Source organism: Pseudomonas defluvii (assembly GCF_001695625.1).
Taxonomy (GTDB): Bacteria; Pseudomonadota; Gammaproteobacteria; order Pseudomonadales; family Pseudomonadaceae; genus Aquipseudomonas; species Aquipseudomonas defluvii.
Genome location: NZ_MBPN01000026.1, coordinates 15,464 through 34,881, shown reverse-complemented (window position 1 = coordinate 34,881; position 19,418 = coordinate 15,464). Strand labels below are relative to the sequence as shown.

Annotated in this window: 19 protein-coding genes and 1 tRNA gene; 12 read left to right on the top strand and 8 right to left on the bottom strand. The window is 61.5% G+C overall.

Annotated features, from left to right (window positions below; translation table 11 throughout):
• Window positions 1–215: 215 nt before the first annotated feature.
• From fdnG to EKA13_RS09680, 9 genes are all read left to right on the top strand, one after another.
• Window positions 216–3,281: a formate dehydrogenase-N subunit alpha gene (gene fdnG / locus EKA13_RS09720; RefSeq protein WP_141685663.1), complete on the top strand. Its 3,066-nt coding sequence runs from the start codon at window positions 216–218 to the stop codon at window positions 3,279–3,281.
• Window positions 3,281–4,231 (top strand): formate dehydrogenase subunit beta, encoded by a 951-nt coding sequence (gene fdxH, locus EKA13_RS09715; protein ID WP_065759187.1) that lies wholly within the window; start codon window positions 3,281–3,283, stop codon window positions 4,229–4,231. Before fdnG ends, fdxH begins: the two co-directional genes overlap by 1 nt.
• Window positions 4,228–4,881 carry a formate dehydrogenase subunit gamma gene (locus tag EKA13_RS09710; protein WP_065759186.1) on the top strand — a complete coding sequence of 218 codons (654 nt, stop codon included), beginning with the start codon at window positions 4,228–4,230 and terminating at the stop codon, window positions 4,879–4,881. Before fdxH ends, EKA13_RS09710 begins: the two co-directional genes overlap by 4 nt.
• A gap of 4 nt (window positions 4,882–4,885) precedes the next feature.
• On the top strand, window positions 4,886–5,809 hold the full coding sequence (fdhE, locus tag EKA13_RS09705; RefSeq protein ID WP_065759185.1) for a formate dehydrogenase accessory protein FdhE: 924 nt from the start codon (window positions 4,886–4,888) through the stop codon (window positions 5,807–5,809).
• A gap of 92 nt (window positions 5,810–5,901) precedes the next feature.
• On the top strand, window positions 5,902–7,332 hold the full coding sequence (selA, locus tag EKA13_RS09700) for an L-seryl-tRNA(Sec) selenium transferase (RefSeq protein ID WP_065759184.1): 1,431 nt from the start codon (window positions 5,902–5,904) through the stop codon (window positions 7,330–7,332).
• Complete coding sequence (selB, locus tag EKA13_RS09695; RefSeq protein ID WP_065759183.1) at window positions 7,329–9,251, top strand: selenocysteine-specific translation elongation factor; 1,923 nt, start codon at window positions 7,329–7,331, stop codon at window positions 9,249–9,251. The genes selA and selB overlap by 4 nt, the downstream gene beginning before the upstream one ends.
• Window positions 9,252–9,254: 3 nt before the next feature.
• Window positions 9,255–9,350: transfer RNA gene (locus tag EKA13_RS09690), tRNA-Sec, on the top strand.
• Between the two features lie 78 nt (window positions 9,351–9,428).
• Window positions 9,429–10,313, top strand: a complete 885-nt coding sequence (locus EKA13_RS09685) for a sugar nucleotide-binding protein (protein WP_065759182.1) — start codon at window positions 9,429–9,431, stop codon at window positions 10,311–10,313.
• On the top strand, window positions 10,306–11,235 hold the full coding sequence (locus EKA13_RS09680) for an NAD-dependent epimerase/dehydratase family protein (RefSeq protein ID WP_065759181.1): 930 nt from the start codon (window positions 10,306–10,308) through the stop codon (window positions 11,233–11,235). The genes EKA13_RS09685 and EKA13_RS09680 overlap by 8 nt, the downstream gene beginning before the upstream one ends.
• A gap of 48 nt (window positions 11,236–11,283) precedes the next feature.
• On the opposite strand, the gene EKA13_RS09675 is transcribed toward EKA13_RS09680, so the two are convergent.
• From EKA13_RS09675 to EKA13_RS09655, 5 genes are all read right to left on the bottom strand, one after another.
• Complete coding sequence (locus EKA13_RS09675; protein ID WP_065759180.1) at window positions 11,284–11,961, bottom strand: OmpW/AlkL family protein; 678 nt, start codon at window positions 11,959–11,961, stop codon at window positions 11,284–11,286.
• Window positions 11,962–12,070: 109 nt separating this feature from the next.
• On the bottom strand, window positions 12,071–12,583 hold the full coding sequence (locus EKA13_RS09670; RefSeq protein WP_065759179.1) for a DUF3299 domain-containing protein: 513 nt from the start codon (window positions 12,581–12,583) through the stop codon (window positions 12,071–12,073).
• Window positions 12,584–12,594: 11 nt separating this feature from the next.
• A complete protein-coding gene (locus tag EKA13_RS09665; RefSeq protein WP_065759178.1) occupies window positions 12,595–13,860 on the bottom strand; it encodes an ABC transporter permease in 1,266 nt (421 codons plus the stop codon).
• Window positions 13,860–14,579 (bottom strand): ABC transporter ATP-binding protein, encoded by a 720-nt coding sequence (locus tag EKA13_RS09660; protein ID WP_065759177.1) that lies wholly within the window; start codon window positions 14,577–14,579, stop codon window positions 13,860–13,862. Before EKA13_RS09660 ends, EKA13_RS09665 begins: the two co-directional genes overlap by 1 nt.
• The gene (locus tag EKA13_RS09655; protein ID WP_065759176.1) at window positions 14,580–15,155 is read right to left on the bottom strand and encodes a DUF2796 domain-containing protein; all 576 of its coding nucleotides are present in this window, start codon (window positions 15,153–15,155) and stop codon (window positions 14,580–14,582) included.
• 130 nt (window positions 15,156–15,285) lie between these two features.
• Here EKA13_RS09655 and EKA13_RS09650 point away from each other — a divergent pair, with 130 nt between their 5' ends.
• Window positions 15,286–15,630 carry a hypothetical protein gene (locus EKA13_RS09650; RefSeq protein ID WP_065759175.1) on the top strand — a complete coding sequence of 115 codons (345 nt, stop codon included), beginning with the start codon at window positions 15,286–15,288 and terminating at the stop codon, window positions 15,628–15,630.
• 44 nt (window positions 15,631–15,674) lie between these two features.
• On the opposite strand, the gene trxA is transcribed toward EKA13_RS09650, so the two are convergent.
• From trxA to EKA13_RS09635, 3 genes are read right to left on the bottom strand one after another with little or no spacing between them, the layout of a single operon-like run.
• The gene (gene trxA / locus EKA13_RS09645; protein WP_065759174.1) at window positions 15,675–16,544 is read right to left on the bottom strand and encodes a thioredoxin; all 870 of its coding nucleotides are present in this window, start codon (window positions 16,542–16,544) and stop codon (window positions 15,675–15,677) included.
• A gap of 31 nt (window positions 16,545–16,575) precedes the next feature.
• Window positions 16,576–17,241, bottom strand: a complete 666-nt coding sequence (locus tag EKA13_RS09640) for a class I SAM-dependent methyltransferase (protein WP_065759173.1) — start codon at window positions 17,239–17,241, stop codon at window positions 16,576–16,578.
• A complete protein-coding gene (locus EKA13_RS09635; protein WP_065759172.1) occupies window positions 17,238–17,684 on the bottom strand; it encodes a YbaY family lipoprotein in 447 nt (148 codons plus the stop codon). The genes EKA13_RS09640 and EKA13_RS09635 overlap by 4 nt, the downstream gene beginning before the upstream one ends.
• A 106-nt stretch (window positions 17,685–17,790) precedes the next feature.
• On the opposite strand from EKA13_RS09635, the gene nrdR reads away from it, so the two are divergent.
• Both nrdR and ribD read left to right on the top strand, forming a co-directional pair.
• Window positions 17,791–18,255, top strand: coding sequence for a transcriptional regulator NrdR (gene nrdR / locus EKA13_RS09630; protein ID WP_065759210.1), 465 nt, complete (start codon window positions 17,791–17,793; stop codon window positions 18,253–18,255).
• A gap of 2 nt (window positions 18,256–18,257) precedes the next feature.
• A complete protein-coding gene (gene ribD, locus EKA13_RS09625; protein WP_065759171.1) occupies window positions 18,258–19,388 on the top strand; it encodes a bifunctional diaminohydroxyphosphoribosylaminopyrimidine deaminase/5-amino-6-(5-phosphoribosylamino)uracil reductase RibD in 1,131 nt (376 codons plus the stop codon).
• Window positions 19,389–19,418 lie beyond the last annotated feature (30 nt).

The window sequence follows — 19,418 nt, the reverse complement described above, 5'->3', positions numbered from 1 at the left end:
AAAGCACAGGGATGTTCAATGGTTCGCCAAAGAACTGAGAGATGCTCATTCGGGCGTTCGTCTGCTTAGGATCGGCACCGACGATCCGGTTTCACTACGCTGTGGGCAATCTTGACTAAAGTATCAACTGGCGATGGCCATAACGTCGCCACTGTGATCGCTCAAGAGATGCCTGGCATTTCTCCAGGCGTCCCAAACCTGATCAGGAGTGCACGATGGACCTCAACCGTCGTCAGTTCTTCAAGGTCGCCGCTATTGGCCTTGGAGGCTCAAGCCTGGCTGCGCTGGGAATGGCCCCGACCCCGGCCTTCGCCGAGCAGGTGCGCCACTTCAAGCTGGCCCACGCCCACGAGACCCGCAACACTTGCCCTTACTGTTCTGTCGGCTGCGGCCTGATCATGTACAGCCAGGGCGATGCAGCCAAGAATGTCGCGCAGAACATCATCCATATCGAAGGCGACGCCGATCACCCGGTCAATCGCGGCACGTTGTGCCCCAAAGGCGCGGGCTTGCTCGACTTTATCCACAGCCCTAGCCGGTTGCAGTACCCACAGGTGCGCAAGCCGGGCAGCAGTGAGTGGACGCGAATCTCCTGGGATGATGCACTGGATCGCATTACCGACCTGATGAAGGCCGACCGTGACGCCAACTTTGTGCAGAAGAATGCGCAGGGGCAGACGGTCAACCGCTGGCTGACGGTGGGTTTCCTCGCCGCGTCCGCTTCGTCCAACGAAGCCGGTTACATGACCCATAAGGTCGTTCGCAGTTTCGGCATGCTGGGGTTCGATAACCAGGCACGTGTCTGACATGGCCCGACGGTGGCAAGTCTTGCCCCGACGTATGGCCGTGGAGCCATGACCAACCACTGGACCGATATCGCCAACGCGAATCTGATTCTGGTGATGGGCGGTAATACTGCTGAAGCCCACCCTTGTGGCTTCAAGTGGGTGACCGAAGCCAAGGCGCACAACCAGGCTCGTTTGATCGTGGTCGATCCACGGTTCACCCGTACTGCCTCAGTAGCGGATTACTATGCTCCAATTCGCACGGGCAGTGATATTGCCTTCATGGGCGGGTTGATCAATTACCTGTTGACTGAGGACAAGATTCAGCACGAGTACGTGCGTAACTACACCGATGTTTCGTTCATCGTAAAAGCCGGCTTCGCTTTCGAGGACGGGCTGTTTTCAGGTTACGACGCAGCCAAACGCACTTATACCGACAAGTCCGGCTGGGGCTATGAGATCGGTGAGGATGGCTTTGCCAAGGTCGACCCAACGCTGCAGAACCCACGTTGTGTCTACCAATTGATGAAGCAGCACTACAGCCGTTATACCCCGGCCTTGGCTAGCCAGATTTGCGGCATGCCGGAAGACAGCATGCGCAAGATCTGGGAAGAGATCGCCACCTGCTCGCAGCCGGGCAAAACCATGACGATCCTCTATGCCCTGGGCTGGACACAGCACTCGATTGGCTCGCAGATCATTCGCAGTGCGGCCATGGTGCAGTTGCTGTTGGGTAACGTCGGCATGCCTGGCGGCGGTGTCAACGCCTTGCGTGGGCATTCCAATATCCAGGGGCTGACAGACCTGGGCCTGTTGTCCAATCTGTTGCCCGGCTACCTGACCCTGCCGTCCGATGCCGAGCAGGATTACGACGCCTACATCGCCAAGCGAGCGCTCAAGCCTTTGCGTCCCGGGCAGATGTCTTATTGGCAGAACTACGGCAAGTTCCATGTCAGCTTGATGAAAGCTTGGTACGGAGCCAATGCGACAGCGGAAAACCACTGGGGTTATGACTGGCTGCCCAAGCTGGATGTTCCCGGCTACGACGTACTGAAGATGTTCGACATGATGGCCAAGGGGCAGGTCAATGGCTATTTCTGCCAGGGCTTCAACCCGATTGCTGCGCTGCCGGACAAGAACCGTGTAATGGCGTCGCTGGCCAAGCTCAAATGGCTGGTGGTAATGGACCCGTTGGCCACCGAGACATCTGAGTTCTGGCGCAATGTGGGGCCGTACAACGACGTTGAAACCGCCAATATCCAGACCGAGGTCATCCGCCTGCCGACCACCTGCTTTGCCGAGGAGGACGGCTCGTTGGTCAACAGCAGCCGCTGGCTGCAATGGCACTGGAAGGGGGCCGAAGGCCCGGGTCAGTCACGCACCGACGTGAAGATCATGAGCGAACTGTTCCTGCGTTTGCGCGAGCGCTACCAGCGCGAGGGCGGAGCCTGGGCAGAGCCGATACTCAAGCTCAACTGGCCTTACAAGGTAGCGGATGAGCCGTCGCCGGAAGAAATCGCCAAGGAGGTCAACGGCTATGTCACCGCCGACTTCACCGACGCCAGTGGTATGACGTTCAAGGCGGGGCAACAACTGTCTGGGTTCTCCCAGCTCAGGGACGACGGTAGCACCGCCTCGGGCTGCTGGATCTTCTGCGGCAGCTGGACCGAGCAAGGCAACCAGATGGCCCGGCGTGACAATAGCGATCCCTATGGCATGAAGCAGAACCTGGGGTGGGCATGGGCCTGGCCGATGAACCGAAGGATTCTGTACAACCGCGCCTCGGCTGATCTGCAAGGCAAGCCCTGGGCACCGAACAAGCGACTGGTCTGGTGGAACGGCAAGACCTGGGGCGGTACCGACGTGCCGGACTACAAAGCGGATGTCGCTCCAGAGGCGGGGATGAACCCGTTCATCATGAACCCCGAAGGGGTAGCGCGCTTCTTCGCGCTGGACAAGATGGCCGAAGGCCCGTTCCCCGAGCACTACGAACCGTTCGAGACGCCAATTGGCATCAACCCGCTGCACCCGGGCAACAAGCAGGCGACCAGCAACCCGGCCGGACGCGTGTTCGATTCGGTCTGGGACTCGCTGGGGCAGGCCAAGGACTTCCCCTATGCCGCCACCAGCTACCGATTGACCGAGCACTTCCATTTCTGGACCAAACATTGCCCGATCAACGCCGTGACGCAGCCAGAGCAGTTCGTTGAAATTGGCGAAGCACTGGCCAAGGAGAAGGGCATTGTCGCAGGGGATCGGGTTCGGGTGACCTGCAAGCGAGGGCATATCGAGGCGGTGGCCGTAGTGACCAAGCGGATCCGTCCACTGCAGGTCAACAACCAGACCGTGCATCAAATCGGCATTCCCTTGCACTGGGGCTTCACCGGCGCCACCCGTCACGGCTACCTGACCAATACCTTGGTGCCGTACCTAGGTGACGGTAATACCCAGACCCCGGAATCCAAGTCGTTCCTGGTCAACCTGGAGAAAATCTGATGGCCAGCCAAGACATTATTGCCCGTTCAGCCACCACCACCTTACCGCCTTCGGTGCGCCAGCAAGAGGAGGTGGCGAAGCTGATCGACACGTCCAAGTGCATCGGCTGCAAGGCTTGCCAGGTGGCGTGCTCGGAATGGAACGAGTTGCGTGACGACGTTGGGCATAGCCTCGGCACCTATGACAATCCTCAGGACCTGAGCGCCGAAACCTGGACCCTGATGCGTTTCACGGAACATGAGAATACGGTGGGTAACCTGGAGTGGTTGATTCGCAAGGACGGTTGCATGCACTGCGCCGATCCGGGTTGCCTGAAGGCCTGTCCTAGCCCGGGGGCGATCATCCAGCACGCCAATGGCATCGTCGACTTCAATCAGGATCACTGTATCGGCTGTGGTTACTGCATCACGGGCTGCCCGTTCAATATTCCGCGGATCTCACAGAAGGACCACAAGGCCTACAAGTGCACCCTGTGTTCGGATCGGGTCGCCGTCGGGCTGGAGCCGGCTTGCGTCAAAACCTGCCCAACCGGTGCGATTGTCTTTGGTAGCAAGGCGGACATGAAGGAGCATGCTGCCGAACGCATCGTCGATCTCAAGTCGCGCGGTTTCGAACAGGCTGGCTTGTACGATCCGGACGGTGTTGGTGGTACTCATGTGATGTACGTGCTGCACCATGCCGATCAGCCTCAGCTCTACGCTGGCCTGCCGAATCAACCGGTGATCAGCCCCTTGGTTGGCTTGTGGAAGGGCATCAGCAAGCCGTTGGCGTTGCTGGCCATGGGCGCGGCAGTGTTGGCGGGGTTCTTCCACTATGTGCGTATTGGCCCGCAGCGGATCGAGGACGATGAGCATCCGGCTGGCAAGGACCCCAGCGTGCATGAGGTTGACCCGGCAGTGCATGTCTTCGACCCGAACAAGCCCGGGGCACAAGGGGAGGATCGGCCATGAAAGACAAACCGATCCTGCGTTACACCGCGAATGAGCGCAGCAACCACTGGGCGGTGGCCATTCTGTTCTTCATGGCGGCGTTGTCCGGGCTGGCGCTGTTTCATCCTGCATTGTTCTGGCTCAGCCATCTGTTTGGTGGCGGGCCCTGGACGCGGATATTGCACCCTTTTATGGGGGTGCTGATGTTTGTGTTGTTCCTGGGTCTGGTAATACGTTTCTGGCGGGCGAACATGCTCACGGCGAATGATCGACTCTGGCTCCGGCGGGTCGACCGGGTGATGCGCAATGAAGAGCAGGGCGTGCCGCCTGTGGGTAAGTACAACGCCGGGCAGAAGCTACTGTTCTGGACGTTGCTGCTTTGCATGCTGGTGTTGCTGCTCAGCGGTGTGGTGATTTGGCGCGCCTACTTCAGCCAGTATTTCGGCATTGGCAGTATTCGTCTGGCGACACTGCTGCATGCATTGGCTGCATTCGTGCTGGTATTGAGCATCATCGTGCATATCTATGCCGGTATCTGGATCAAGGGCTCGAACGGTGCCATGGTGCATGGTTGGGTGAGCCGTGCCTGGGCGAAAAAGCACCATGGGCTATGGTTTCGGGACGTGACCGGTGAAGATCGGTCGGACAGCCACATCGGCAAGAAGGGGTGACGGCTTGAGCAGGATACTTGAACCGGGCCATATCGAGGCGGCAGCGAGTGCCCCGCCGTTCATCCATTTGCCTCCTGCGAACCTGTTTGACCTGCGCCGTGTGCGTCTTGAGCACATGGCTGCAGGGCATCCTCTGGCTGATTATCTGCGCTTTGCTGCCAGCCTTTGTCAGCTCCAGCAAGGCTTGCTGGATCAGCCTCCGGGCATCTGCGCGCCAGACCCTGAGCGCATCCGCCTGTGTCTTGAGCACGGTCTACCACCTCTAGCCGCAGACAGCCTGGTGCGCGAAGCCGATTGGCAGCCGTACCTGGAGGCATTGCTGCAGCAGTATCAGGCCTCTTCGGAACCTGTGCGTGCGGCACTGGCACAGTTGCGCGCTGCCAGCCCCGGGCAGCGCAAGGTGTGGGCATTGGCCTTGCTCGGCGGGCAGTACGCTGGGCTGCCGGCGGCCTTGGTGCCCTTTCTCGGTGCTGCGCTGCAAGTGGCCTGGAGCCACTGGTTATTGAGTTTGCCGGAAGATCTACTCGGGCCCGGTGATAACCTCAGGCAATGCCCGGCCTGTGGCTCGCCGGCCATGGCCGGGGTGATTCGCCACCGGGGCAAATTCAATGGGTTGCGTTATCTGGTCTGTTCCTTGTGTGCCTGCGAGTGGCATGTGGTACGGGTAAAATGCATCTACTGCGAACAGAGCAAGGGGCTGCGTTACTACAGTTTCGAGGATGACCGCCACCCTGCCGGCCAGGCACCGCTGCGTGCCGAGTGCTGCGCGGGGTGTAACAGTTATTTGAAACTGGTCTATCTGGAGCATGACGCTGAAGCGGAAGCCTTGAGTGCCGACCTGGCCAGCCTGGCCCTTGATTTGCGTCTGGATCAGGAGGGGTATCAGCGCCTGGCACCGAACCTGCTGCTGGCGCCAGGAGGGGACTGAGCCCAGCGGCTACACTCAGGGTTCCCGGCTCCCTTCGTCGGCAGAGTCGACCGCTGCCGTTCGTCGAGAGCGCGATGACCGGAGAGTCTTTGATGCCTTCCAGTTTAGCCCCGCTGCCCGCGCGCCTTCCTTCCGTCGATAGCCTGTTGCGTAGCCCGGCCTGCCAGCCGTTGGCGGAGCGCTATGGGCGCGAGGCGTTACTCAGTGTTCTACGGCACGTACTCGATGACCTGCGAGAACCCGCTCGGCTGGGGCAGTTGGAGGCCATTGAGCTGATACCCGAGGTGCTGGCTGGCAGGGTGGGTGAGCGTTTGGCGGTGCAGCATCAAAGCCAGGTACGTCGGGTGTTCAACCTGACCGGTACGGTGTTGCACACCAACCTGGGGCGAGCACTGCTGCCGGAAGAAGCCATTCATGCAGTGCAGCAGGCTGCGCGCTATCCACTGAACCTGGAGTTTGACCTGGAGAGCGGCAAGCGCGGCGACCGCGATGACTTGATCGAGGACCTGATCCTTGAGCTGACTGGTGCTGAAGCCGTCACGGTGGTGAACAACAATGCAGCAGCGGTGTTGCTGGCACTCAACAGTCTGGGGGCGCGCAAGGAGGGGATCATCTCACGCGGTGAGTTGATCGAGATCGGTGGCGCCTTTCGGATACCCGACATCATGGCGCGTGCTGGCGTAAAACTGCATGAAGTGGGCACAACCAACCGCACGCATACGCGTGACTATGAAGCCGCCATCGGCCCGCGCAGCGGCCTGTTGATGCGCGTGCATTGCAGTAATTACAGCATCCAGGGGTTCACCCATCAGGTACCGACCCAAGCGCTGGCGGAACTGGCCCACCGGCATGGTCTGCCGCTGTTGGAGGACCTGGGCAGTGGAAGCCTTCTGGACCTGACGCGCTGGGGGCTGCCCGCCGAGCCGACGGTTCGCCAGGCCTTGGTTGACGGGGCCGATATCGTCACCTTCAGCGGCGACAAACTGCTGGGTGGGCCTCAGGCGGGCTTGATCGTAGGCCGCAAGGCGTTGATTGCACGGATCAAGAAAAACCCGCTCAAGCGTGCCCTGCGTGTGGATAAGTTGACTCTCGCTGCACTGGAAGCTGTGCTGGGCTTGTACCGCAACCCTGAGCGCCTGGCTGAGCGCTTGCCCAGCCTTCGCCTGCTGACCCGCCCTCAGGCCGACATTCTGGCGCAAGCCGAGCGTCTGGCACCGGTGCTGGCGCACGCGCTGGGTGAGTTGTGGACGGTCAGTGTGGAGCCCGCACTCGGCATGATTGGCAGCGGCAGTCAGCCTGTGGCCCGCTTGCCCAGCGCCGCCCTGTGTGTGCGCGCACAAGCGTCCAAGCGTTTGCGCGGGCGTCACTTGCTCGCGCTGGAGGCGGCCTTGCGCGCCTTGCCGATACCCGTGCTTGGGCGCATTGATGACGATGCGCTGTGGATGGACCTGCGCCAGTTGGATGACGAAGCAGGCTGGCTTGAGCAGTTGCCGCAACTGCGGCCGGGAGCGATGGCAAGGTGATTGTCGGAACGGCCGGGCATATCGATCATGGCAAGACTGCGCTGCTGGAAGCATTGACCGGGCAGGCAGGTGATCGTCGCCGGGAGGAGCGCGAACGCGGTATCACCATCGACCTGGGGTATCGCTATGCGTCGTTGCAGGCGGGGGCCGAACAGACCGGTTTTATTGATGTACCTGGGCATGAGCGGTTTATCCACAATATGCTCGCCGGGGCGCACGGCATTGACCTTGTGTTGTTGGTCGTAGCGGCCGACGACGGGGTGATGCCGCAGACCCGTGAGCATCTGGCGATTGTCGAGCTGCTGGGTATCCCCAGGGCGCTGGTGGTCATCAGCAAGTGTGACCGCGTCGAGCCTGCCAGGGTGCAGGAGGTGCAGCGCGAGGTGCGCACCTTGCTGGCGCCAGGGCCTTATGCGGGCGCAGCTCAATTCGTGGTGTCGAGTGTGTCTGGTAGCGGTATCGAAGCACTGCGTCAGGCGCTGTTGAACGCGCAGCGTGACGTTCAACGGCGCAGCAGTGCAGGAGGTTTTCGCCTGGCCATCGACCGCGCATTCAGCGTCGCTGGCGCAGGTATTGTGGTGACCGGCACGGCATTGGCCGGACATGTGCAGGTGGGTGACACGTTGCTGTTGGGCAGGGCCGGCAAACCGGTGCGCGTGCGTGGCCTGCATGCCCAGAACCAGGCCGCAGTCGAAGCATGGGCCGGGCAGCGGGTGGCCTTGAACATCAGTGCCGAGCGCCTGGGGGTCGAGCAGATTCACCGAGGTAATTGGCTACTGGCCGAGTGGTTGTATGCCACGACTCAGCGTGTGGATATCGAGTTGCAGTTGCTGGGCAGCGAAACACGCCAGTTTGAGCATTTCAGTTCGGTGCATGTGCACCTTGGCACCCAGGATGTTACTGCCAGGGTCGCTCTGTTGCAGGGGGAATACCTGGCGCCTAGTGGGCGCATGTTCGCGCAACTGCTGCTCAACGCCCCATTGCACGCCGTGCATGGCGATCACCTTGTGCTGCGCGACCAGCGCGCTCAGCGCACCCTAGGTGGCGGTAAGGTGCTGGACCCCTTTGCCCCGGCCAGGCAGCGTCGCAGCCCGGCGCGGCTGGCGCAGTTGCACGCGCTGGCCGAGGCCGAGAGCCTGGAGCAGGCGCTGCCGGCCCTGCTTGCGCAGGGTGCGACCGGGCTTGACCCGCAACAACTGGAGCGTCAGTTCAATCGCCTGCGCAGCAGTTGGCGTTTACCTGAGGACGTCAGTGTTGTTGCCACGCGCCAGGGCGCACGGTTGTTCGCGACAGCCCATTGGCAGGCGCTCAAGCAGGAGGTGCTGGTGCAATTGGCCCGGTTTCATACGCTGGAGCCGGATCAACTAGGCCCTGACCGTGACCGCTTGCGACGTTTCGTGGCGTTGCCGTTGGAGCGCCCGGTGTTCATCAGCTTGATTGAGGAACTGCTGGCCGCCGGGTTACTTGCCAGCAGTGGGCCTTGGTTGCACCTGCCGGAACACCAGGCGCGTCTGAGCGACGCGGACATGGCGTTGTGGGAGCAGTTGCAGCCGTACGTGCAGGCGTCCGGTTTCGACCCGCCTTGGGTGCGTGACCTGGCCCGTGCAACCCACAGCGAGGAGGCCGCGGTACGGCTGCTGTTACGCAAGATGGCGCGCTTGGGGCAGGTTCATCAGGTGGTGCGCGACCTGTTTTACCCGGACGCCACAGTGCGACAAATGGCGGCTATGCTCATGCAGGTGGCTACCGAGGACCTGAGTGTGCAGGTGGTGCGTTTTCGCGATGTGCTGGGGATCGGCCGTAAACGCAGTATTCAGATTCTCGAGTATTTCGACCGTGTCGGCTTGACCCGCCGTCTCGGCGACCAGCGTCGCATACGGCAGGACAATGCGCTGGCCCACGTACCCCGCGACGTATGACAAGGAAGGCAATCGCGCCCGGTGGCGCGGCCGGGCTTCAAACCCGGTTGGGGACGGCAGCCGTTCCCGGGCAGGTTCGACTCCCGCTGCCTTCCGCCAACCCGCAGGTTGGACATCCCCCGCAGGAAGCCGCAAAATATCCGCTTTCCCCTATTTCTGACCGGACCTGCTGACTCTATGCGAATGCGCCTGATGCTGTTGGGTGGTGGAAGTGCCCTCGGGCAAGCGCTGATTCGCCTTGGAGCCGAGGAAGACATCGGCTTTCTGGCGCCGCGTCCGCCGGATAAGGGGTGGGACGCTGCCAGCCTGACCCAGTTACTGGATGACACCCGCCCCGATGCGTTGGTGAATCTGGCTTATTATTTCGACTGGTTTCAGGCCGAGTCGGTCAGCGAGCAACGACTGGCACAGCAGGAGCGCTCGGTAGAGCGTCTGGCTGAGCTGTGCCAGCACCACGGCATTATCCTGGTACAGCCTTCCAGCTATCGCGTGTTCGATGGCTCTCGGGCCACGGCCTACAGTGAGAAGGACGAGCCAGTGCCGTTGGGCCTGCGCGGGCAAGCGCTCTGGCGGATCGAGCAGAGCGTCCGCGCCACCTGCCCGCAGCATGTACTGCTGCGCTTTGGCTGGTTGCTCGACGAAAGCCTGGACGGCGTTCTTGGGCGCTTCCTGACGCGCGCCGAACAGGCTCAGGAGTTACTGCTGGCGGACGACCGGCGTGGAAACCCGACGCCGGTCGATGATGCCGCACGGGTCATTCTCTCCGTGCTCAAGCAGCTGGATTGCGCGGCCCCACTGTGGGGCACTTACCATTACGCGGGCAATGAGGCGACTACGCCGCTCGCGCTAGGCCAGGCGATCCTCAGTGAGGCCTCGCAGCTTCACAAGCTTGCTGTCGAAGCACCGACTGCACAGGCGCACGCGGCACGCCCGGATGCGGCTGAAGAGCCACAGCACGCGGTACTGGCCTGCAAGAAAATTCTGCACACCTTCGGTATCAAGCCGCGCGCCTGGCGTGCTGGCCTGCCGACACTACTGGATCGATTCTACCGACATGGCTGATGCACCTATTCTGATTACCGGCGGCGCAGGCTTCATCGGCTCTCACTTGAGCGACGCGCTGTTGGCAAACGGCTACGCGGTGCGGGTACTGGATGACCTGTCCACCGGCAAGCGCAGCAACCTGCAGTTGCAGCACCCCAAGCTGCAACTGATCGAAGGCGATGTCGCTGACGCGGCGCTGGTCGCCCAGGCGGCGGCAGGGTGCCAGGCGGTGGTTCACCTGGCTGCGGTGGCCTCGGTCCAGGCGTCGGTCGAAGACCCGGTGAAAACTCACCAGAGCAATTTCATCGGCACCCTGAATGTGTGCGAGGCCATGCGCCTGGCCGGCATTCGGCGGGTGCTCTTTGCCTCCAGTGCAGCCGTGTATGGCAACAACGGTGAAGGCGAATCGATCAGTGAGGAGACGCCCAAGGCGCCCCTCACGCCTTATGCTGTGGATAAGTTGGCCAGTGAACACTACCTGGACTTCTACCGCCGTCAGCATGGCCTGGAGCCCGTAGTGTTTCGCTTCTTCAATATTTTCGGTCCGCGCCAGGACCCTTCATCGCCGTATTCGGGCGTGATCAGCATCTTCAGCGAGCGGGCGCTCAGCGGGCAGCCCATTACTGTGTTTGGTGATGGCGAGCAGACCCGCGACTTCGTCTATGTCGGTGATCTGGTGAGTGTGATGCTGCAGGCGCTGACGCTGGATCAGGTGGAAGAGGGTGCAGTGAACGTCGGCTTGAATCAGGCCACCTCGTTGAACCAACTGTTGGCTGCCCTGAAAACGGTGGTCGGCAGCTTGCCTGCGATCACTCATGGGCCTGCGCGTTCTGGCGATATCCGCCATTCGCGTGCAGACAATACCCGTCTGCTGCAGCGCTTCCGCTTTCCCGAACCTACGCCAATGGCCGAAGGCCTTGCCCGGCTTCTGGGGCGCTGAAACAAAAAAACGGCGATTTAATCGCCGTTTTTTGATTAAGGCCAAGCCTTAGAACTTGTAGCCGACGCCGACCATGTAGACCCATGGATCGACATCCACGTCGACCTTGGTCTTGCCTACGGTCAGCGCGCTCGGGCCATCAATGCTGGCCTCGGTGTCGATGTCGATATACCAGACCGCAGCGTTGACCAGGAAGTTGTCGGTCAGCATGTAGTCCATGCCCAGTTGGCCAGCCAGGCCCACCGAGTCCTTCAGTTTCAGGTTGCTGAAGCCCTGGGCCTTGCGGTTGCTGCTCAGGTCTTCATCGAAGAACATGGTGTAGTTCAGGCCGATACCGGCATACGGCTGGAACTTGGAGCTCGCGTCAAGCGGGTAGTACTGCAGCGACAGGGTCGGTGGCAGTTGCTTGATGTCGCCCAGTTTGCCGTCCAGGCCTGCGCCCTTGACGCTAACGGTGTGCTGGAATGGCGTCGCTGCCAGCAGTTCCAGGCCAACGTGGTCGGTCAGCATGTAGGCGAAGGTCAAGCCCAGTTGGGTATCGCTGTCCAGCGTCGCTTTGGTGCCGGGAACCTTGTTGCCGTCCAGCTTGAGGTTGCCGCTGTCTTCGTTAGGAGCGGTGGTGATAGCGCCAGCACGCATAATAAACTCACCCGCCTTGTGGGCGTGGGCAACAGGGGCTGTAAGCGCCAGGGCAATCAGCGAGGCGCCAAGCAAGGACTTGTTCATGGAAGCTCCCAAAGGACATTTAGAATGTAATGTGCCAATGGTAAAGAGCCAGCAGCGGGGAGAATTTGACTCAGCTCAATGAAACCGCGATAGCGCTCCAGAGCGGCTGTTATTGTAGTTCATAGGCGTAGATTTTCTCGGCGTCCATCTGATAACCCGCTTCAGCCAGCTCACTGCTCGACGACTGGACACGCATCGGGCCTTCGATCCAGTACGGCTGGTAAAGCTCCTCGACCTTGATGCCGAGCTCACTGACCACATGCACGATCTGGTTGGACGGGGGCGGAGGCACATGAATGCACGCGCCGTAGTAAGGCACCAGAAGGAACTCAGTCGTACGCCCCTCCTCGTTGACCTCCAGCGGTACGATGTAGCCAGGTAGCTTGACCTGCTGACCGTCCAGCGCCTGGACGACCGGCGCATCCGGTGCTTGCTGGTGCGCTGCCGGGGCACTCTCTGCCGCCAGCGCATTGCCCAGTTGTGACAGGTCATGCAAGGGTGCCATCTGCGGCTCGATCACCGGTGCGCCAGGAGGGATCAGCTGTGGCCATTCCAGGGTGCGGGGTTCGCCCGCCCACAGCGGTGTGGCAACCAGTAGCAACAAGAACAAGGCGCGGGCCATGGGTATTGGTCTCATAAGTGAATCGACAGACCGTCCGCCAGTGACTGCCGATAGGCACGCCAAGCGGGCACGCTGCCCATCAATAGCGCGGCGCCCAGGATGATTGCCAGCAATGTCCATTCGTGGCTGCTGGGCCAGGCCAGTGGCAGGTACAGGCCATAGTTGGCTTGCACATACCCTTGGGCCAGGGCGATACCCAGGTAAAGCAGGGACAGGCCTGCGAGTATGCCTGCAACCGACAACGCAAAGGCTTCCAGTACCAGCAGGCCGGCGATGTGCCAAGGGCGGGCACCCACCGAGCGCAGTATGGCCATTTCCCGGCGTCGTTCGTTCAGGCTGGTGAGAATGGCGGTCAGCATGCCTATCAGGCCGGTCAGCACGACAAACAGGGATACCACGAACAGCGCCTGCTCGGCAGTGCTCATCAGGCTCCACAGTTCCTGCAGGGCGACGCCTGGCAGAATGGCCTGCAGTGGTTCATTGCGGTACTCGCTGATCTCGCGTTGCAGAGCAAAGGTGGCGATTTTGTTGTTCAGGCCGAGCATGAACGCGGTAATGGCACTGGGCGTCAGGTCCATGTTGCGCGCCTGATCGGCGCTGACACGACCGGCCCCGCGTGCGGGAACACCGTTGTGCCAGTCAACGTGGATCGCCTCCATGCCGCCCAGGCTGATGTGCAGTGTGCGGTCTACCGGTGTGCCGGTCCGCTGCAGAATACCGACTACCGTGAACGGCTTGTCGTCATGTTTGACCAGGCTGATTGCCGCCACGCCGTGAGCCAGTACCAGCTTGTCGCCCAGGGTGTAATGCAGGGCCTGCGCGACTTCGGCGCCCAGTACCACTTCAAACGGGTCATCGGTAAAGGCGCGGCCTTGAGCCAGTTGCAAGGATTGCTTGTGGCCATACTGGTAGTGCTCAAAGTAGGCTTCGGAAGTGCCCATCACGCGGTAGCCACGGTGCGAGTCACCCAAGGAAATCGGAATCGCCCATTTCACCCGCGGGTCACTGGCGTAATGCTCATAGCTGTCCCAGCGAATGTTGTTGGTGGCATTGCCAATGCGAAACACCGAATACAGCAGCAGGTTCACCGAGCCGGAGCGTGCGCCGACGATCAGGTCGGTGCCACTGATGGTGCTGGCGAAGCTGGCGCGGGCTTCAGTGCGTACGCGTTCCACTGCCAGCAGCAGGCATACAGACAAAGCAATGGCGAAGGCGGTCAGGAAGGCAGTGAAGCGTCGATTGGCCAGGCTGGCCAGTGCAAGGCGTAGCAGGTACATCAGGCCTCCAGGTCATTGGCCGGACGGGCCGCGCGGTTGAGTTCTGACAGTGACAGGTGGCGGTCGAACAAGGGCGCCAGGCTCTGGTCATGGCTGACAAACAGCAAACTGGAGCCGGCCGCTCTGCACTCTGCGAACAGCAAGCGGATAAACGCCTCACGACTGTCAGCATCGAGGGCTGAGGTTGGCTCGTCGGCGATCACCAGCTCAGGTTGGCCAATCAATGCGCGGGCTGCGGCGACGCGTTGCTGCTGGCCAATCGATAGGCTGTCGGCACGACGCATCAACAAGGCGGGGTCTTTCAGGCCCAGATGAGCCAGCAGGCTGGCGGCAGCCTGATCGACGCTGCCGTAGCGCTCACAGGCCTTGGCTGCGCGAACCTTGGAGAAGCGGCAGGGCAGTTCGACGTTTTCGCGGACCGAGAGAAACGGCAGCAGGTTGAACTGCTGGAAGATGTAGCCGGTATGGTCAACGCGAAAGCGATCGCGAGCGCCTTGCTTGAGCGTGCTCAGCGTCTGACCGAGCAGGCGAATGCTGCCGTGGTCAGGTTGCTGCACGCCACCAAGCAGGCCGAGCAGGGTGGTTTTTCCGCTACCACTGGGGCCTTTGAGGAATAGCGATTCACCCGTATCCAAATGGAAGGCCGGGATATCCAGCAAGGGTGGATGGCCCGGCCAGGCGAACGCCAGGTCTGTCAACTCGATCAGTGGCTGGCGCATTCAGAACGCAACCATGGCCTTGTTCGGGGTTGCTTCCAGGCCTTTCTGGCCATTGGGGCCGATCAACTGCACCGTAATTTTCTGAGTGGCGGGGAAGGTTTTGAACAGTGGGCCCAAATCCAGGTTGGCCAGTTTGCCTGGCTGTTCACAGGTCAGTTGGTAATGGGCGTGGATCTCGCTGTGTTCGTCTTCGTGGGCGGCGTGGTGATCATCGGTGGCGTCATCGTCAGATGGGGTATCACCGAACAATGGGCTTTCCAGGGCTTCGTCGGTTTCCGTGCACTGCGCCGCATTGGCCAAGCCAAACAGCGTCAGCGGCTGCTCCAGTTGTTTGCGGACGGCCGCGACCTTGGCCTTGTCGGCCGCACTGATGGCCGCATGCTCAAAGCCCACGAGGTTCATGGCTGGGCTTTCCAGTTCCAGCTCAAGTGTCTTGTCATCGAGCACGACATTGAGATGCGCCACGCCATGCTCATGGGCGTCAAGGCTGCCATGGGCATGATCATGGTCTTTCTCGGCGTGTGCTGCCGTGAGTGGCAACAGGGCAAACGGCAAGGCGAGCAGCAGACGGCGCATGGAACGGTCTCCGTAGAGGTGGGGCTTGAATCGCAATGTTATAACAAGTTGTCGAGTGGTTGCCAGTGTGCTTGGCGGCAGCCTGTTGCCGTGGGAGCATGGGCTATCGGATGATCTGAAGGAGAGGCCTGTGCGTATTCGTGGACATATTGGTGACTGGCCGGTGGACCTGACACTCGAACTTGATCCGGCCGAGTGGGCGCAGTTGGGTGGGCATCCGGAACGTGCTCTGCCCGCGACTCCGCCTACCGAAGCCAGTGTGTCGAGCGTGCGTCCGGATGATGTGCAGTGGCAAGCGGCGCTGACCTTGTTGCGTCAGGCCGGGCAGCTCAATGGGCCGGCGTTGTTGGAAGGCTTGGCTGCGCTTGCTGGCAGTACGGCGGCCGGCAAGCGACTGCTGGTGCGCTTGCGCCACAGTGCACAGGTGAAGGTTGAAAGCGGGGCGGATGCGCCGGTGTATCGCTGGCTTGGATGAGCGTCCGGCGCCTGCCGCGTGTGCAGGCGCCAGCGATAGGCTGCTTAGTACAGCGCTGCAAACAGTTTGCGTCGATAGGTACCCACCAGCGGGTGATCATTGCCGAGCAGGTCGAACACCTGCAGCAATGTCTTGTGCGGCAGGCCACCGTCATAGCCACGGTTGCGCACGAACAGTTTCAGCAGTGCCTCTAGCGCCGCTTCGTATTGCTGGCGTGACAGTTGGTGAATCGCCAGCTGGTAAAGCGCTTCATCATCCTCTGCATTCTGCGCCAGGCGTGTCTTGAGGGTGGCGGCGTCAGGCAAGTCCACCACTTGCCGCAGGAAGGTCAACTGGGCTTTGGCGCCTGCCAGTGCGGCCTTGTGCTCATCGCTTTTCACGGCATCGAGGACGGTCTGGGCTTCGCCCAGCTCACCGCGTTCTGCCAGGCAGCGGGCGTAGAGAATCAGTGCACCGGCATTGCTGTTGTCTTCAGTGAGCAGTGCCTTGAGGGTGGTCTCGGCTTCACCAAAGCGCCCTTCAGAAAACAGTGCCTGAGCCAGCACCATAGGGTCGGCGGCTGGTGGCGGCATTTGAACATGAGGCTCGAGCAGCGCTCGGATTGCCGACTCGGGCTGGGCACCCGCGAAGCCATCAACCGGTTGACCATCCTTGAACAGCACTACGGTCGGCAGGCTGCGGATACCGAAGCGTGCAACGATATCCTGTTCGATGTCACAGTTGACCTTGGCCAGCAGCAGCTCGCCGTGGTAGCTCTCCGTGATTTGTGCAAGCAGCGGCATCAGCGCTTTGCACGGCGCACACCATTCGGCCCAGAAATCCACCAGCACCGGTTTGTGATGGGAGTTGGCGATCACCAGCTGATCGAAGTTGGCAGCGCTGGCGTCGAAAATGTACGGCGTTTCTTGACTCATCGCGACTCTCGCAAATCCTTGAATGGCAGCACTATAAAGGCTGTCGGCTGGCGTGGTACAGGCTGACCCGGCGGAATTCGTGAGGCTCGGCCAGGTCCGGCAGGGTCAGGGCTTCGAGGACGCCCAGTGATTGATACAGCGGGTGGCTGAAGTCGCGCACGCGGGAGTCGGCCACCAAGGCTTCACGGCCACGGCTGAGGAATTCGTCGAGCAGCGGCAGGTTGGCCCGGTCATAGAGTACGTCGGCGACCAGAATCAGGTCGAAGCGGTCGGCTTCGGCAAAAAAGTCCGTGGAGTAGTTCAGGTTCACCCCGTTCAGTTCGGCATTGGCCCGGCATGCGTCCAGCGCCAGAGGGTCGAGGTCGCAGGCCACCACTTCAAGGGCGCCGGCCTTGGCCGCTGCAATACCCGCAACGCCAGAGCCTGCGCCGAAGTCGAGCACGCGCTTGCCTTCAACCCACTCCGGTCGCTCACACAAAAAGCGCGCCATGGCCAGGCCGCTGGCCCAGCAAAAGCTCCAATATGGCGGCTCATGGAGGATGCGTCGGGTCTCTTCGGGGCTGAAGGCGCGGTCCATGTTGTCCGCATCGATCAGCCAGAGCCTCAGGTCACTGCCCGGCAGGTGGCTGGCGACCAGTCGCGCATCGCCGAGCAGTTCACTCAATGCCCCTTGCAGTGATGACGGTGCTGCCGTCATGGCGCCTTCTCAAAACGCAGCGGCCCAGTGGCCTGGGTGGTTGCCTGGGTAACCCGCAGTGCCGGCAAGTGCAGGATCAGTTGCCCTGACTGACTGGCCCGACCGCGCAGTTCAACACGTGCTCCACTGGGGAAGGCTTCCGGGTTGAAGCGTAAATGAAAGGGCAGTGCCTGACCGTTACCTGCGAGTGAGCTGCTGGCCAGCAAGCGCTGCGGACGACCGCGTTCGTCAATGACCAGCAACGCCAGCTCAACATCGGCGTTGGCCGGTATGCCCAGCAGGGTGCCGCTGAGTTCGCGCTGATAGGCCGGCAGAGGGCCGGGGGCCGCAGGTGACGTGCTGGTGGTTGGGGAGGTGTCTGTCTGCGTCTGTTTGGGCGCATCGCTACTGCAGGCGACGAGCAGGCCGACAAAACTGAGCAGAATGAGTGCTCGAAAGCGCATGAAGAGGTTCCTTGAGGACGTTTCCTCACTGGATGGTAAACCCTTTGGCTTGTCTTGCCAGTGAGATGCGCTACCATGGCCCTCCCTTTTTTTGTTGCCTGCCACCATGCACTGTCCCTTCTGCGGTGCCAACGACACCAAAGTCATCGACTCGCGACTGGTCGCCGAGGGTGAGCAAGTGCGCCGTCGGCGCGAATGCGTCGCCTGCGGTGAACGCTTTACCACCTTTGAAACCGCCGAATTGGTCCTGCCTCGCTTGATCAAGCAGGATGGCAGCCGACAGCCGTTCGATGAAGACAAGCTGCGCGCCGGTATGCAACGTGCGCTGGAGAAGCGCCCGGTCAGCGTCGAGCGACTGGAAGCGGCACTGGCGCATATCAAGCACAAGCTGCGGGCAACCGGCGAGCGTGAGGTCAAGTCGCTGGTCGTGGGCGAATTGGTGATGGCCGAGCTGCAGAAACTCGATGAGGTCGCCTACATCCGTTTCGCCTCGGTTTACCGACGCTTCCAGGACCTCGATGAATTCCGTGAAGAGATTGACCGTCTGGCCCGAGAGCCGGCTAAAGAGTGATCATGCCCACTGAACGCGCTGTGCTGGATGCTCACTACATGGCCCGCGCCCTGGAACTGGCGCGCAAGGGGCTGTACTCAACCCACCCTAATCCTCGCGTCGGCTGCGTGATTGTGCGTGATGGTCAGGTGGTGGGTGAAGGCTGGCATGTTCGTGCCGGTGAACCGCATGCTGAGGTTCATGCATTGCGCCAGGCAGGCGAATTGGCCCGTGGCGCCTGCGCCTATGTCACCCTTGAGCCTTGCAGCCATCATGGCCGCACACCGCCTTGTGCCGAGGCGCTGGTCAACGCCGGTGTGGCGCGGGTTGTTGCGGCCATGCAGGACCCCAATCCACAGGTTGCCGGTCAAGGCCTGAAGCGCTTGGCCGATGCCGGTATTGAGGTGTCCAGCGGAGTGCTTGAGGCCGAGGCACGCGCGTTGAACCCGGGCTTTCTCAAGCGTATGGAACATGGCCTGCCTTATGTGCGGGTCAAACTGGCGATGAGCCTTGATGGCCGCACCGCCATGGCCAGTGGCGAGAGCCAGTGGATTACCGGGCCTGCCGCACGCTCGGCCGTTCAACGTTTGCGTGCGCGTTCCAGTGTGGTGCTGACCAGCGCTGAAAGCGTGATCGCGGACAATGCCCGGATGACTGTGCGTGGCGAAGAACTGGGGCTGGATGCGGAAAATACCGCCTTGGCGCTGGCTCGCCCGCCGCTGCGGGTGCTGATCGATGGGCGTTTGCGCCTGCCGTTGGAGGCCGCGTTCTATCAGGCCGGTCCTGCGCTGGTGGCGACTGCCGCCGCGCACGATGAGCGCTATGCTCAGGCGGGCCTGGAGCTGCTGCGACTGCCCACTCAGGAGGGGCGGGTCGACTTGCGTGCATTGCTGCGTGAGCTGGCTGCCCGGGGCGTCAATGAGGTGCTGGTCGAGGCCGGCCCGGTGCTTGCTGGGGCATTTGCGCAGTCTGGGCTGGTGGACGAGTATCAACTGTTCATTGCCGGCAAGTTCCTCGGCTCCAGCGCCAGGCCGCTGCTTGATTGGCCGCTGGCCCGCATGAGCGAGGCGCCGGCGCTGAAAATCACTGAAATGCGAGCGGTTGGCGATGACTGGCGAGTCACCGCGATCCCTGTGCCGACGTCCGGCGTATAATTTTCGGCTTGCGCCACGCGCGGCCCGTTC

Bases quoted from the DNA above. Each gene is read 5' to 3' on its own strand.
- EKA13_RS09685 (WP_065759182.1), top strand. From the start codon at position 9,429: ATGCGAATGCGCCTGATGCTGTTGGGTGGTGGAAGTGCCCTCGGGCAA.
- EKA13_RS09660 (WP_065759177.1), bottom strand. From the start codon at position 14,579: ATGCGCCAGCCACTGATCGAGTTGACAGACCTGGCGTTCGCCTGGCCG.
- EKA13_RS09670 (WP_065759179.1), bottom strand. From the start codon at position 12,583: ATGGCCCGCGCCTTGTTCTTGTTGCTACTGGTTGCCACACCGCTGTGG.
- selA (WP_065759184.1), top strand. From the start codon at position 5,902: ATGCCTTCCAGTTTAGCCCCGCTGCCCGCGCGCCTTCCTTCCGTCGAT.
- EKA13_RS09635 (WP_065759172.1), bottom strand. From the start codon at position 17,684: ATGCGCTTTCGAGCACTCATTCTGCTCAGTTTTGTCGGCCTGCTCGTC.
- trxA (WP_065759174.1), bottom strand. From the start codon at position 16,544: ATGAGTCAAGAAACGCCGTACATTTTCGACGCCAGCGCTGCCAACTTC.
- ribD (WP_065759171.1), top strand. From the start codon at position 18,258: ATGCCCACTGAACGCGCTGTGCTGGATGCTCACTACATGGCCCGCGCC.
- nrdR (WP_065759210.1), top strand. From the start codon at position 17,791: ATGCACTGTCCCTTCTGCGGTGCCAACGACACCAAAGTCATCGACTCG.
- EKA13_RS09710 (WP_065759186.1), top strand. From the start codon at position 4,228: ATGAAAGACAAACCGATCCTGCGTTACACCGCGAATGAGCGCAGCAAC.
- fdxH (WP_065759187.1), top strand. From the start codon at position 3,281: ATGGCCAGCCAAGACATTATTGCCCGTTCAGCCACCACCACCTTACCG.
- EKA13_RS09680 (WP_065759181.1), top strand. From the start codon at position 10,306: ATGGCTGATGCACCTATTCTGATTACCGGCGGCGCAGGCTTCATCGGC.
- EKA13_RS09675 (WP_065759180.1), bottom strand. From the start codon at position 11,961: ATGAACAAGTCCTTGCTTGGCGCCTCGCTGATTGCCCTGGCGCTTACA.
- EKA13_RS09665 (WP_065759178.1), bottom strand. From the start codon at position 13,860: ATGTACCTGCTACGCCTTGCACTGGCCAGCCTGGCCAATCGACGCTTC.
- EKA13_RS09640 (WP_065759173.1), bottom strand. From the start codon at position 17,241: ATGACGGCAGCACCGTCATCACTGCAAGGGGCATTGAGTGAACTGCTC.
- EKA13_RS09655 (WP_065759176.1), bottom strand. From the start codon at position 15,155: ATGCGCCGTCTGCTGCTCGCCTTGCCGTTTGCCCTGTTGCCACTCACG.